Annotated in this window: 10 protein-coding genes; 1 reads left to right on the forward strand and 9 read right to left on the reverse strand. The window is 37.2% G+C overall.

Going from position 1 to position 14950, the window contains the following annotated elements; translation table 11 throughout:
- Window positions 1–5: 5 nt before the first annotated feature.
- Window positions 6–1277, reverse strand: a complete 1272-nt coding sequence (locus ABIA61_RS22360) for a site-specific DNA-methyltransferase (RefSeq protein WP_044649194.1) — start codon at window positions 1275–1277, stop codon at window positions 6–8.
- A gap of 767 nt (window positions 1278–2044) precedes the next feature.
- Between ABIA61_RS22360 and ABIA61_RS22365 the strand changes: the two genes are divergently transcribed.
- A complete protein-coding gene (locus tag ABIA61_RS22365; RefSeq protein ID WP_404581273.1) occupies window positions 2045–2608 on the forward strand; it encodes a hypothetical protein in 564 nt (187 codons plus the stop codon).
- 790 nt (window positions 2609–3398) lie between these two features.
- Here ABIA61_RS22365 and ABIA61_RS22370 read toward each other — a convergent pair.
- From ABIA61_RS22370 to ABIA61_RS22405, 8 genes are all read right to left on the reverse strand, one after another.
- Window positions 3399–5411, reverse strand: a complete 2013-nt coding sequence (locus tag ABIA61_RS22370; protein WP_404581274.1) for a hypothetical protein — start codon at window positions 5409–5411, stop codon at window positions 3399–3401.
- Between the two features lie 282 nt (window positions 5412–5693).
- A complete protein-coding gene (locus ABIA61_RS22375; protein WP_404581275.1) occupies window positions 5694–6134 on the reverse strand; it encodes a hypothetical protein in 441 nt (146 codons plus the stop codon).
- Window positions 6135–6294: 160 nt separating this feature from the next.
- On the reverse strand, window positions 6295–6840 hold the full coding sequence (locus tag ABIA61_RS22380; protein WP_404581276.1) for a ParB/RepB/Spo0J family partition protein: 546 nt from the start codon (window positions 6838–6840) through the stop codon (window positions 6295–6297).
- A 101-nt stretch (window positions 6841–6941) separates the two neighbouring features.
- Window positions 6942–8105: a hypothetical protein gene (locus tag ABIA61_RS22385; protein ID WP_404581277.1), complete on the reverse strand. Its 1164-nt coding sequence runs from the start codon at window positions 8103–8105 to the stop codon at window positions 6942–6944.
- Window positions 8106–8111: 6 nt separating this feature from the next.
- Window positions 8112–10436 (reverse strand): RNA dependent RNA polymerase, encoded by a 2325-nt coding sequence (locus ABIA61_RS22390; RefSeq protein ID WP_404581278.1) that lies wholly within the window; start codon window positions 10434–10436, stop codon window positions 8112–8114.
- Between the two features lie 395 nt (window positions 10437–10831).
- Entirely contained in the window at window positions 10832–11434 is a 603-nt protein-coding gene (locus ABIA61_RS22395) for a hypothetical protein (protein ID WP_404581279.1), read from the reverse strand.
- 48 nt (window positions 11435–11482) lie between these two features.
- Window positions 11483–12331 carry a hypothetical protein gene (locus ABIA61_RS22400; RefSeq protein WP_404581280.1) on the reverse strand — a complete coding sequence of 283 codons (849 nt, stop codon included), beginning with the start codon at window positions 12329–12331 and terminating at the stop codon, window positions 11483–11485.
- Between the two features lie 634 nt (window positions 12332–12965).
- A complete protein-coding gene (locus tag ABIA61_RS22405; RefSeq protein ID WP_404581281.1) occupies window positions 12966–14948 on the reverse strand; it encodes an AAA family ATPase in 1983 nt (660 codons plus the stop codon).
- Between the last annotated feature and the right edge of the window lie 2 nt (window positions 14949–14950).

The following is a 14950-nucleotide window of genomic DNA, read 5'->3' on the forward strand; positions in this document are numbered from 1 at the left end:
TCGGTTTAGTCAGCACATGATACCTCTGACCTTGCCGACTCAGCAACTACTTCTTGATAGCTATACCGCTTACCATCCCGAATCAAATATACACCGCTATCGTTGCCAACATGGGCAATATACCGCTTCACAATCACATCTACATATTTTGGATCAAGCTCACTCGTATAGCAAATCCGCTCAGTCTCTTCACAAGCAATCAATGTTGAACCTGAACCACCAAATGGATCAAACACAATATCACCAAGCTTGCTTGAATTTTTAATCGGATAGCTAATCAAGGGAATCGGCTTCATCGTGGGATGATACTCATTGCGGAAAGGGCGATCAAATTGCCATAATGTCGTTTGCTTACGATCACTGTTCCAGTAGTGTCCACCTGTCGGCTTCCAACCATATAATACGGGTTCATGCATCCAGTGATAATCTTGTCTACCCATTACCATTGCTTGCTTAGCCCATATGCAACACTGTGCCAGTTTGAATCCAGCTTCAATAAATGCCTTCCTAAAATTCAAGCCTTCGCTATCGGCATGGAACACATAAATACTTGCTCCATCATCTGCTACTTCATACATTCGAGTATGAGCTGCCAATAGGAAATTATAAAACTCGTGATTATCCATCTTATCGTTTTCAATTTTCAATGCATCCTTGGTCTTACCTGTATAGTCCACATTGTAGGGCGGATCAGTTACAATGAGCTGAGCCTTTTTACCATTCATCAATGTTACAATATCCTGCGGATTAGTCGAGTCTCCACATATGAGCCTATGCTTACCAAGTAGCCAAATGTCACCTTTGCGAGTGATCGGATGTTCAGGCAAAGCTTCTTCTAAATCAAAATCATCTTCCTCATCGGCTGCTGTATCTTCATGCAATGAGTCTAACAACTTCTCCGCTTCAGACCAATCAAAGCCCGTTAGCTCAATATTATAATCTGCTTCTTTCAACTCATCTAATAATGTAGCCAGTGCGTCAAAGTCCCACTCCCCTGTAATTTTGTTGAGCGCTATGTTCAGAGCTTTCTCTTTCGACTTATTCACATCGACGATGACACAATCGACTTCATCGTATCCGAGTACCTTCAACACTTTGGCACGTTGGTGGCCTCCCACGATGGTATAATCGCTATTACAAATAATTGGTTCACAATAACCGAATTCGATAACACTATTCCTGATCTTTTCAAACTCTGGATCACCCGCTTTTAAATCCTTCCTTGGATTATATTCCGCATGTACCAGTTGATCGATCTTCAATTTCATCCATTTCATTTATAAAATTTGCTCCTTTTCTTTAAATCCATAATTCTCAATACTCCTAGCCACATAAACTGCATTATTATTTATGTAAGGAATCAACATTTCTACGTTTTCGAATTTGCTTTCCGATCCAGCTCATTCCCCTTTCCACACTGACTTTTGAAAACTGAATCGTCCAAATCAAGCCACAAAGCATACTTACCGAAGCGAAAGCGCGTATGATTTCTATGATTATTGCTTGTAACATTAATAGCATTCATATTTCTCCTCTCTAAATGAAAAGGAACCCTAGCCAATAGCCAGAATTCCCGTGTTATGATTCTATAATTGTAAATCTGCTCATTGTGTCACGTGACACACTTTTATATACACAACCACGTTTTGCATTTTTGTGTAAGGACGGCATCCTGTATCTTCTGACAAAGAGCATGCCTCACAGCACGGCAAGTATGTACAAACGAGTCTGACGGCCAACTCATCGCAACACCACCGATTCTCAAACTGCTCGCAGCAGAGCTTCCGACATGAATCATTTTCCCGATTCATCCGGGGCTTTATGGCACGGCGGCAAGGAACCAGTTAACCAACGGAAACATGAACAGCCTGTGTGGAACCCTTGCGCGGTTTAATTCCGAAGCGTGCCATATTAGGATAATGGAATCATTGTCCAATTTTTTGTTGAACAATTACAATAAAAGACTTATAATGTAAATGTATATAACTACCTGTAAAAAAACTTTATTGATCATGAATACTCTAATAGTTTCTATACATACTGGTTGATTGATAAAGCGTGCAGGAAAAAAATCAAAGAAAGTGGGCTTATGAGTATGAAAAACATTAAAAAGGCTTCATTATTATCTATTTTGTCTTTAGCTGTTGCCATTCCATTAACTGCTTCTGCCGCAGCTACGACCGATCTTGCGCCAGCTACAACCGGCTCAGCAGCAGTTTCCCAATCTGCAAACACATCGACCGATGTGAATACACCAACAACAGGGGATCATGTTATCACTCCTCAATCCACACAGCCCGCGTTTGATACGACATTGGGCGGTCAACAATCAGAAGCGTCTTTCTCTATCCCTGCGGGAATGGGTTATGTTAAGTTATGGGTGAGGAATACAGGTACCGAAACGATTAAATTCGCCGTACACAAAGACTCATCTAGTGGTTCGGTTATGAGTGGAACTGAGGTAAGGATAGCCCCGGGAGATACTTTTAGTTGGATTAGCAGTTCAGCTTGGCCTACTGGAAGATTCTACGCTACTTTTAACACAAGTAATACTAAAATGTCAGGTCAAGCTTATGGTAAATTAGCTTCGACAAGAAGTGAATTGTAATTCAAATACAAGTGCTGTAAGCTGATTTAGCATTGAAGTGTATGCCCCTGCTGCATAGTTTTATATATGTAGTAAGGGGCATTTATTGTAAGTAAGGATAACTCTAAAAAAGTGAGCATTTCAAAGAATCTGCATTGCCAGCTACTTCATTTGAAGATATTTTCTTAGATGACCGTTTGACGGCCATTTTCGGTAATTAGTAAAACGGTCTTGTTCTTCCTCTCTAGTTACTAAGTACAAATGGTTTAATGCAACTTTAAAATTTTGCAAATACCAGTCCATATTCAACAAGTTAAATTTCAACCTGTAAATCGAAAATTTTAAAATAAGCAACCTGACCACAAACGAATAAGTGTCTTGGGCATGAGGTTAGCATCATTTCTCCATTTCATCCTTTCTAAGTTTAAGCTACATTCCATGGACTGACCCCAGTTTCCCCTATATATAGAAAAGTAGGGTCACGTCAATCTATCATGTTCAAAAAAATAAAATGAAGACAGCCAACGATTGTTGGATGGCTACGGAAAGAAATAATTTGTTTACAAATTTTTGTTGACGGTTTCTTTTGATCTTAACGTTTGTACCAAATAAGGGGAAACTCTCTCACCATCTCGATAAAAACCACTTCGCTACGCTTCGTAAACGGTATTCATCGACCTGCCGCCGTTTCCCCTCTTGCCTTCGGCAATTCACCCTTTTGCGGCTCATTATGGACACTTTATTTGCAAATTTATCATAAGAGGAAGAAATCTTCCCTTAATATTAGGGAGAAAATCTTCCTTTCGGACTACTACAATAGTTTACGATAATGCTCGCTAACCACGTGATCGGTGAATGCATCTTGATCCACTAGCATAAACAACCAATATTGTCGTCCAACTTTTGAGGTTTTTTCAAATAGCAATATATTATGATTCTTTAACTCACTCAAAATGAATTGCTTTCTATTTCCCTTCCAATTATCTCTAAACCACTGATATAGTGCTTTTCCACCTATTTCCTTAGCGGTAAGCTTGATATTTTTTTTGCCCACCATGAGCTTAACCATTTCGATCATTTTCTTGGTACAAGCTTTCTTAAATCGAAGTTCATTATGTAGTTGATGCATATGGACTCGTTCATCCGGCAATCTAAATTCTTTTTGCATCAGCGTTAACCATTCTGTCCGTTTCGAGTACATCACAATATCCACTTCTTCGCTTAAATTTACATTGCGTAGGGATGTTCTATGAATAATTTGGGAAAGATTAGCCAGCACATCTTCTATATATAGTTTTTGTATTCTCTCATCTGTAAACCAGTTTCCTTTATTTCGATTCTCATTTAAGGATATATCGATGTCTACACCATACATGGCTACAGCGATTTCCCGATAATGCCTAGGAGGGCGAATGGGAATACCAAATAAGGCCATCGCATTAAAGCTAGAAAAATCATTATTACCTACCACATTGAAAAGATGTTTCCTCATATCATCATCTGACTTCTGCTTGATGGTGAAAAATTGCTTGAGCTGCTCGTCCGTAATTACACCCTCAGCGTGATAAAATGCGATATCATCCTGCTTAGGTAATGCAATCATTTTGAAACTTGGACGTTTTTCTTGTAGTTTACTTTGTATCTCCAAGAAATCTCCTGCTGTCGCTTCCTTGACTTCTTTTAGTTCACGGTAAGATAATGTTGTGGACGTATTTATATTTTTCCATCGAATATTCAACCGCTCAGCATATCGATGAACATTTGTCATGGGGATCAGTTCAAATCCAGAACGTTCATATATACTTTGGCTGATATGTGCTGTCCCATCCAAAATCAGCACATGGGTATGTAAACGACTATAGTCCAGCCACTCTGAACAAATAATAGCTTGCTTATTCGTTCGTTCTATACATCCGATATGATCCTTTGCATACATCTTCATAAACCACGTATATCTTCTCATATCCTCGAGTTCACCTTTAGCATCAGCCAATTTAGCCAGGATGGTATTGAAGAACTGTTCTCTTTCTGAACCCTCTATAAATCGATTCAATCGTAATGTTGAATGGGAAGTTACATTGTCCTTTAATTCCAAGTTGATCAACTCACTCAGGATATCTCTAGCTTCCTTAAATTCACGATTACTTAAATGAACACGATCTGCCAAATGCTCAAACCAGTCAAATGAATTGTCTTTACTGCCAATATCCCAGACACAACTGTCATAGTAAATAGGCATCTCGTCTATAATCACCAATCGTTTCCACTTATGTACTTCTTTAAGCTGAGCATCATCTTTCTTATTCTTAGCTCGCTGCGGGTAATATAATAAATAGTTATTCATGTTCTCATCATCTAACATCAAATCTCGAAGTCTTTGCTGAGGAATACATAAAATTTGATATTTCCTCATGGTATCTATCACTTTATGAATCTCATCAGAATTAACATATGCAATGGCGTCTGGTATTTCATGTTGCTTGGCAAATTCAGAGACATCCTTATATACATTATTCTTCATCGTGTCGTTATTATTAAACACAAGCAATAGCGGATACTTTTCATGTTGATTTGAAGCATTTTTCTGTAATAGACTCTTGCATAGAACATTTAATGCTGTACTTTTCCCTGTGCCAGGAGCAGAATTAACTACCCATGACAAATAGGATTCTTCATATCCAGATTCATCCATATTCATTTGAAATCCCTTATGTACAAAACTTGTTAATGCATGATATGTTTCTATAAACGCCTCTTCGTGGAGACTGTTCATATGCGGACGAGAAATATAAGCTTCCAGATCGCTCCATTGATTCACTGCCAAATCAGATTCACTCCTTATATTTTCGGTTTCTTAATTCCCTCTAAAGCCTGTTGAAATTCTTCATTAATAGCATACAGCCAAAACTTTTGATGCTTATCAATCGTCAAAGCACGAGTAATGTACCGAATATTCCTATCCTGTAATTTCCGCATCATCTGACCATCGTAACAATAAAAATAGCTCAATCAGATTCACTCCTCTCATTTGTGGAATCGCACCTATGTATCAGGTGTCACCCAAGCGCCCGTGTTAACAGGCGCTATATGTGTCACGTGACACCATTTACTCCATGGCCAGCAAGTCATCCAGTATGTCATCCGTTGAAACATGATTCTCTTTGGCAATATGATCTAATTGTTGCTTATAAAATTTGATTTCTTCCGTTAACGTTTCCAATGATTTTCCCGCTAAAGCATCGCTGTAATTTTTACATCTTTTCAATTCATCTTGAAAGCTATGTAAATTCCATTTTTCTTCGATGTTGATCTCAGAGTAAAAAAGTTCATTTCGCATCTCATCCCAAAATTTCTCAACCATCCACGGCCTAAATTCGGAATCAAAATCATCTTTATTTTTTCCCAAATCATAAACAACTGCAAAATCAATATCTTCTTCTGTAATGTTGGAGATATGAAGATGATTGACAATACAATCCATTTGAGCGGTTAAAGCAAACCCTCGATTTGTAGAAATAACTACAGAGCCAAGTCCCGTATAATTCAAAATAGGCGAGATGATTAAACCGTAATGCCAATCATCCACCCATCTCTTGACTTCGTTTACGGTTAGCTTTTCTTTTTTTATGTCATGCTTCTCCCAAAAGGAACTATGAAATTTCAGTTGATAGTTTTCAAAATGACTTTCTTCCCTCTGTGAACCGTCTTCATGAATGAATTTTGATGTCGGTTTGTTTTTTTAGCAATCTGTTCAAAAACGATTCCATTTTCAATAGTTGCTTGGCATGACCGTCCGAAATATACCCCTCTGCAATCCAATCGTGAATAAAAGGTAATAGTTTCAATAGTCTTAAGCGGCTTGTAACAAAAGCTCTGTTTTTGCTAACCTTTTTGGCAATTTGTTCATGCGTGTATCCTCTTTGTACATACTCATAAAATGCATGAGCTTCTTCAATAGGAGTCATTTGCTCCCGCTGGATATTTTCGATGACAGATAGATGAAAAGCTTCCTCATCGTTTAATTCCTTTACTTTCACTGCAATCGTATCCAGTCCAGCCATTTGACTTGCTCGATATCTGCGCTCCCCTTGAACAATCTCATACTGACTTCCCTGTGGTCTGACCAATATAGCTTCCTGTAATCCATCGCTTACAATGGATGCTGCAAGTTCCTGCAAAGACTCTTCATCAAAATGCTTGCGTGGCTGATTCGAGTTGGTAACAATCTGGCTTAATTTTAATGTGGTGTTCAATTGATAATATCTCCCTTATGTTTGGATTCGTATATAACGTTCTGGTTGTCACCCAAGCGCCCGTGTTAACAGGCGCCTATCATGACACACTATGATTCAATTTATTCGATATGGACTATCGCCTTAAAGCTTGATTTCGTTACTTTCTGAATCGTGATAAATTCAATTGTCGCACCGTCAAAATCTAGTAAGGATAACTCCTCATCTCGACGAATGGCCTGATCTCTCGGAATTATACATTTCCTTTCTTCATGCTCATCTATAATATGAACATAGTTATGCTCGACCACCTGAATTTGCAATTTCTTACCCAATACATCGTCAGCTATCAACTGCGATTCTTCCTGAGACTTTTTCAATGTGCTGAAGCCGAGCAAGTAATCCCTCAATGTTCGTCTTGTACTTTTCCCATCCAGCAAAGAAGACGTATTACTGGTTTGTACTACGCTTTCCCGCTCAGCTTCATATCCAATAAAGAATTGTCCCATGATCTCAAATAACGAATAAACACCGTCCGGCACATGGAATGGAAACTCCAGATCATCTATTGTAGCGATGCCAACTTGAACGGTAAGCTCCTTACCTTCTACATTACGATTCGTGAGCCTGTTCACCTTTCGTACTTCCATCTTCAAAACATTTTCATGCTGCTTTAGATTTTCCAGTAGCCCATCTACAAACAGCCATGCAAAGGAGTACGTTCTGTAGTTTTGATATGCGATCTCAACAGCAACACTGGCAAGTACCGAAGGATAAGGACAGATCTCTTCACACCGAGTTTTGTGTTCCTCACGTAACCTAGCGTATTCCGCGCTGATTGCTTTTCGAGTATCATTATCTCGTTCCCATTTTTTTAGCTCATTAAATTGCATACGTCGATAATCAATTGGTGTTTTCTGCTCATTGTATTCTGTATACAACGGTTCAATACGAGCCAGATAATCCAGAAACTTGCGCTGACTAACCTTGCTCATATCCTGTAACAATTGTCTCGTGCTTTCGATGCCCAAAATAGACTGATCCAGTTTGCCATCTTTCATCTGGAACTTGTCATCTATGTACTTCTCCGCCACAACGCAAAATTGATTAAACGGCGATTTTTTCGAGTACTGATAATCATCCGCTTTGCCACCATTAATAAAACGAAAGAAATATGGCATTTGGATAGCCAGACGTTCCAGTACATATGGAATCTCTACTTCCAGTCCATTTTTGGTCGCATCAATGATTTGGCCTTGGAGAAACTTTAAGACTGAGTTTTCCAAAACCCGTTATTGAAGGTTCCCCTCCTCCAAAGCCAGATTCTGAAAATACGTATTCACATTCGTACATCTACCAGTTAGATTATGTAGGCTCTTTAATTCCATCTTGACGATGCTGTCCATATTATTGGGTACAGGAGCAGCCACTTTTTTATCATCTTCATTAATGATCGTAGGCGCATCGATTACTGCCTTGAGTATGGTGGGATCGTTGCTACAAAGAGCTGTATCTCCGTCCACATCTCCTAGTCCGAGCCTTGCCAGTGTTAAATCACAACAGTTCAGAACAATCACATTATCTAAATGACGTATATATCGGTTATGTACTTGTACAAAATCTAGCTTGCCCACTTCATTAAATATGGTTAGCGGTGACCGGAATAGCGCATGCATTCCACGTTTCCGATTCATAAAAGCCTGGTTCTTCTTTAACACACCTGTTACTGGTTTTCCGCTGGCATGCTCCATGAATGCAATCGGGTCATTAGTCAGATAAAAGTAGCTACCCTGAATCGGGATGCGACCTTTCAACATATCCTGTACCTTCTGCATGGCTTGCTTCACGATGAATTTGCGGACGTTTCCGTCATACAGCATTAGTTCATTCAAGTCAATAGCTTGGATGATTTCATTGATAAACTCTTTCTTCTGGCCCCGTTCTATTTCATCTTCCTGTTCGTCGGGTTCTTCATCTACATCTTTGGGTTCATCGTCTTCTTGGACTAGCATATGTAGGAACGCTTTCGTGTACGCGATATCTCGAAGCCACTTTCCATGGGTGTCATTCTTTTGTCCATGTAGGACACGTTTGATGACATCCATTAGAGGCGTAGCTAATTGAAATAAATCGTTCAGTGTAAGATTCAGCGCATGAATATATTGGTATGTCAGTGGTGTGTAGGCGTTCATCTGATATGCTGGCTTCGCATAATTGGCGATCCAGAAATTGTTATGATTATGTACTTTCAGTAATGCATCGTATTCCGTTATATTTTCAAACAAACACTTGGGCTTTGCTTCTCCCTCACTGTATTGATGCCATGCTTTGAAACAGGATTTGGTGAGGATGAGATCAATAGGACGACCCTGTTTGTCGATGATGGGTTGTGATTCATCGAAAATATCTTTTATTTCTGTGATGCTATTTTCCTTAAACCATTTCATTAGATCGAATCGAATAAAGTTACCTTTAATATATGGAAGTCTTCCCTGAACTGCATTAGGTGAATAGGATAGGTTCAGGTGTTGTCCAATACGCTCTGCAAACTGGAAGCTCATTAAACCTTGACCATCGAAAAACTGAACATTCTTATTTTCATACTGTGGATACTCGACTCGCTTAAACCCGATGGACTCTTCATTGATTGCTATGATCGGGATTTCTTCCGTTTGCTCGATGGGATAGCAAGGATATAGTTTGTCATTATACATAACCGAATGAACAGGAAAAGGAATTGCTTCTAGCTTCACACGACGATTATATTTATTCCATCCATTGAAAGTTTTATATTCATTTTGATCAGGAACAGGCTTTGCACGACCATTCCACGAGATCGTTTTATTCGGTATACGTTCTAACTTATGTAATTGTTCCTTGGTTGGCTTCAATTCTTTCTTCGCTTTGAAATATTCACGTTGCTTCGTCTTTTCATCGAATATCAACTTCTGCTGTTCCAAATCTTCAGCACACTTTTCCACTTTCCATACATCCTCGATGATCGTATCTTTTTCATAATCGGGAATAACAACGATACGTGGAATATACGGAACTGGTTGTGCTGCTGAACGACTCACACCAAGTGCAGCTTCCCACTTATGGATGTTGGTGAGTGGTGGCATTTTGCCAAGTGTAATGCGTCGATACAGATCAGCAACATACTTTTCTTGGATAAATTCCGTTCGCTGTGTACGTCCCATAGCAGGTGACTTAATCGAACGGACATACTTCCTTCCATTATAGTAGATGCCATCTCGTAACATACGTTCAAACAAAGCAAGTTGGGATGGATCATCTTCGTCAATTTGATCAGCTTTGAGCATAAAGATGACTTCGGTAACATCGGTGGAAGGATCACGTTCTGCTACAACTCGCTTGAGTTGATCAAGATAGATGCTGTTCGATACGGTGATGAGACGAGTGCGAGATGGTGGCGCACAAAGCTGGTTGCCTACATGGGTGATCTCGTTAAAATGGAACAGTTTGATTTGGTATTGATTTCGTGTTGGATTACTAGACAAATTTTGGCCTCCTGTTTGTTGGTTTGTGTGATATGGTTGTGAACATTCCAGTTTGATGGATTTTGTATCTGTACCAAAAAGAACAAACGTTCGCATATATAGTATATCGAATATAAGTTCGAATCACAAGTGTTAAATTCGATTGTTTCACATAGAGATAAATTCCAAGAACAATCGGAAAGAAATAAAATTGTTGCTAGCCCTCCCTAATTCTAATAAGCAACAATAAAAGGGATAGCGGAAGGCCCAAACATCGGTTAAAATTGCTAGGTTTCGGCAAATAACTTTTTTAAAGCTCAGTGTATCTTGAGTGAGCAGCAGTTTTATTATCTTAGATGAATCTTGTAGTTGCTATTTTGCCCGAAATCCTATGACGCTTCCTAATCTTTGATTGTAATCTTTTACTGCCCCTATATAATTCAAGATCTACATGAAATTTTTTTCTTAATGAGTTTAGTTCTACAATATTTCTATGAAAAGGGAATTTTTAATCATATCCTTTTTACGGCACCCATTAAAAAATCTAATCCCATTTTAGCTATAGAACTAGTTATCCAACTATGTTTCTGCATCATTTCAGAAAATTTCGAAAGCGAACCTTTTTTCATTTTTTCAGAATCCTCAAACATCTCTTGTATTTCAGCCATCATTTTTTTTAATTCTTCTTTATCTTCTCCACCTCTTTGCTCAATTTCTTTTTCAACTTGACTAATATTAAAAGTATTTGTCATTGAAACAGTTTGTTGATTACCTATTATCGAATTATGAGCATTTTCGATATGAAAAGAAGCAGCATTTAACTGTTTCTCATGTTGCATTCTCTCAAATTGATTTTTAGTCATACAATAAGCTTTTCTTTGCAATACACTCCCTTTATAAATATGGCTCTGGACATCCTCAATGTAAAATTCGTCATTAGAGACTACCCCTATAATAATATCTTGGGGTTTGATGTCAGTATTAGGATCAAAACCAATATATTTTTTTTGAGTATTATTTTCAGTATTTCTTAACCCTTCTGCTGTACCAACAATTTGGTGATTTCTAATAATATTAAATTTTTCTCCGGATAACTTCATGAATCTTTTTAACATACGCCACTTCTCCTTAATATTTATTAGAATTAAGGTGCCTTAACTTACTCACTTATATGTCAACCAATCAATTACTAGATCGGCAACATAGCTTTTTAACTTTGTATCTTCTTTAATAATTTCACAATATTCACCAAGTTCCCCTTGATTAATTTTATTATTTCTGTTTAATAATTCCTGTACTTCATTTAAAATAAAATCGTGAAGAATTTGGTTAGCTTCTAAAACTTCTTCATTGAAACTTTGATTATTCATTACAGCATTCGATGGGTTACCTATAATAGAACCAGGTGCATATCCAATATAGAAAGTAGGCTTTTCCTCACTAATCTTATCCTTCGCCTTTTCCACATAAACTCTAAGTACTGCTGCTTCTTTTTCCAGCTCTTTAAATTCTTCTTGGACACTTTTATCATCCATTCTAACTCTAAATCTAAACCATTCAAATTCGTGATGAGGATTTAATTTATTTGATACTGTCAGCCTTAAGGAGGGGCAAAACACTACATTACCTTTGTCATCAGAACTTTGATTTAGTATTATTTCAACCTCTTTAATATCTGATAAATTAAAAATGAAATTTTCTTTACTTTTCCTATAAAAAATTATAATCTTATTATTTTCTTCATTTAGTAAAAGTATCTTACTCCTGCTTCGATTAGTCAGACAATACTCAGCATAGAAGCTATACAATTCTGTTTCAGTTCCATACTGTATATCTGCTAATCTCCCTTCATTACAATTTAAAAGTAATAAAGTATCTTTATATTTAAATTTAACGTCAGGATTAAAGTCTATATTTTCTAATTCTTTCTTAATAAAAAGTCTTACTTTCTTTTGATGTCTTATATAGAGTGTAGTCCATATTAAAATTGAAACAATCCCCAAAATAGACATATAATTTGATCTTAGGATTTCCAAGGAAGCACCTCTTACATATTAAAGTTGTTTATTCATAATTCTTTATTCCTCCTAACGGTCGGTTAGACTCATACTAGTATAATTGTTTTTGTAAAGAAAAAGATTTAAGGAGGTTAGTACAGGTGGAAGTCGCGAGGCATGTTTTAATCTTATGATTCACTTCCTTTCAAATATTTAGACTGAAAAATCGCTCTCGAATTATTCACAAAAGCCCTGCCGAACTTGACAACCTATCAAAACGCTGTCCATGCCGTTCATTAGTTCTAAGCATGAACTCAAGCTCGACGGATTATCAAGCCAAGTGCGACAGATCCTTAATGAATCGCGCGCTCCAGCCTTGTCTATGCAGGATTTCTAGCTTGCTTCGTTCGATGTGCTAAGATGTGAATAACTCATGGACTGATTCTCCTTGTGTGAATGCAGGTGCTGGAACTTTCATTCTACACGAATCAGGCCATGGGCTATTTTTTTATTTCCAACAGGTGTGACATTCATATTACAATCCGTCAATAGTTTAAAAGTTATTCTATTAACATTTTAAAATCCCACTTTCTAGTTCTTAAAAAACAGTTTATCAGGCATAGACAACTCAATTATGTTCTTTTATATTCTAGTCTCTCGGAATTGCATTATCTATAAATCCAATATCGTAACCTTCTCTTGGCACCGCACTAAATTTTTTAACCACGTTGTCTTCCAACTGCTCTTCCATATTTTCAGGCAAGTCATTGTCCACAACAATAATTTGAAAATCATGCTTACTAAGCAAGTCTTCACACATTGAGATTAAGTAATCATAAATATTTTTATACTTAAGAGGATCGCTTAGGCCCTCAGCACGATCTTCAGCTTGATTAGTTAATGACAAATACTTTGGTTTAGTCTTCCCTATATATTTACCTACCGTATCAATCATAACAAGGCTTGGAAAATTAGTTTGGCTCCCTAGACTATTTCTCAAAATACTAATCAAATAGCCAACTGATACCAAAGTTCTAAGACCACCTGATGTTAGTTTTGAGTAATCCTTGTCTCTAACGACAGGAAGGAATGTATTCTTACTTATACTGATTCCATAAGCATTCCGTATCGGGATTTTTCTAAGAAAATCGTTTAATATATCTCCTATTCCTCCCAGAACGCCATCAACAGAAGGAGCACTTGCTGCAAGAATCTCCAATTGACTATTTAGTTCTTCAATTTGACTGGCTAATTGATCTGATCTTTTCGTGAGATCGTTGACTTGATTTCGAAGTTTTTTTAAATATTCGACCCGTTTGATTTCCTCAGTTATCTCTCCTCTTCTTCTGAGAAGTATATCTCTTTGCGCGATAAAAGGTGAGACGAAGTCTTGCGTTTTTATATCTAATAACTCTTTAGCTCTGCGAATTTCATCTTGAACAGTATCTGCTTCAGAAATTAACTTTAAAATATCTTCCCGATCTTGCTCAATTAAGGCAGTCAGTTCCTTAGCCCGATTTTTTAAGCTCTTGATTTCTTGCTCAATGGATGTTGAATCATAGTGACTAAATATTTCATTAAATTTAGCAGCTTTTAACTCACTATCGCATATTGGGCAATTTATATGATGGGATTCATGCTTAGGCATTTTACGAATAACTTCGAGAGAAGCTGTTAATTTATCTATATCTTGAAGATAATCCTTTTTCAGTCTTAGATTTTGATCCATTTGTGTTTCTTTATACATTCTACTTATAGATAAGTTATCTTGCTGACCTTGTTTATCAAAAACTAACTTTCTAATCTCTTCATCTTGCTCACTGTCAGCTTTCATACTTTGGGTAATATCCAAAATTTCCAAGTCCACAGTTTGTAATGCTTCTTTTAATTGAGTGAATTTATCCTCTAACGATTCCATTGATTCTAAGCGCGCTTCTCTTAGAAAGGAAGAAACTATTGTGAATTGCTGGATAATGGATTGCTTCGCACGATTTTTCTCACCAATTTCCTCTTGCAAGAGTGTAATTTTATCGTCTAACAAATGATGAAGAAACTTAAATGTCTCTTTGTTTTTAACAAATACAGAATGGTTCTTCTGATCCAATATATCCTTATTGCCTACCTCATCTTGATCCATATAACAGAATTTGAAGATGTCACGAAAACTTAAAGTAGACATTTTGGAATCAACTTTCGAAGGTGCTTGTTTCAATTTGACCCGTGGGATGTTGAGTGATTCTAATAAAAATTCTGATAAGTATCCAGAAGGTCCTTCTTTCCTGGAATGCGGTCCATATTCCTTTGGAAACACTTGATTAATTTGATCTACTGGGGCTTTGAAAATTTCAATATACGCATTTGAATCAAATATATCCCTCTTAATAGTATACACTTGATCATTCAAATTGATTTCAAGTAAAGCATACTGTCCATGCATTTCAATTTCGTCATACATATTGACTTCACTAGCACCAAGCAAATAATCAATTAGATTCAGAATACTTGACTTACCAGTATCTGAATCACCAAAAATTATATTTAAGCCCGATGAAAAAGGAACTATATAGTTCTTATCTCTACCAATCAAGATAAGTTTATTAATGATCATTTTAGGAGAAAGATTAGTTTTCATGT

It is taken from the genome of Paenibacillus sp. RC21, assembly GCF_044907935.1.
GTDB lineage: Bacteria > Bacillota > Bacilli > Paenibacillales > Paenibacillaceae > Paenibacillus > Paenibacillus terrae_A.

Excerpts from the sequence above, each read along its gene's own strand:
- ABIA61_RS22395 (WP_404581279.1), bottom strand. The coding sequence starts at position 11,434 with ATGTTAAAAAGATTCATGAAGTTATCCGGAGAAAAATTTAATATTATT.
- ABIA61_RS22405 (WP_404581281.1), bottom strand. The coding sequence starts at position 14,948 with ATGAAAACTAATCTTTCTCCTAAAATGATCATTAATAAACTTATCTTG.
- ABIA61_RS22360 (WP_044649194.1), bottom strand. The coding sequence starts at position 1,277 with ATGAAATGGATGAAATTGAAGATCGATCAACTGGTACATGCGGAATAT.
- ABIA61_RS22400 (WP_404581280.1), bottom strand. The coding sequence starts at position 12,331 with ATGTCTATTTTGGGGATTGTTTCAATTTTAATATGGACTACACTCTAT.
- ABIA61_RS22390 (WP_404581278.1), bottom strand. The coding sequence starts at position 10,436 with ATGCGAACGTTTGTTCTTTTTGGTACAGATACAAAATCCATCAAACTG.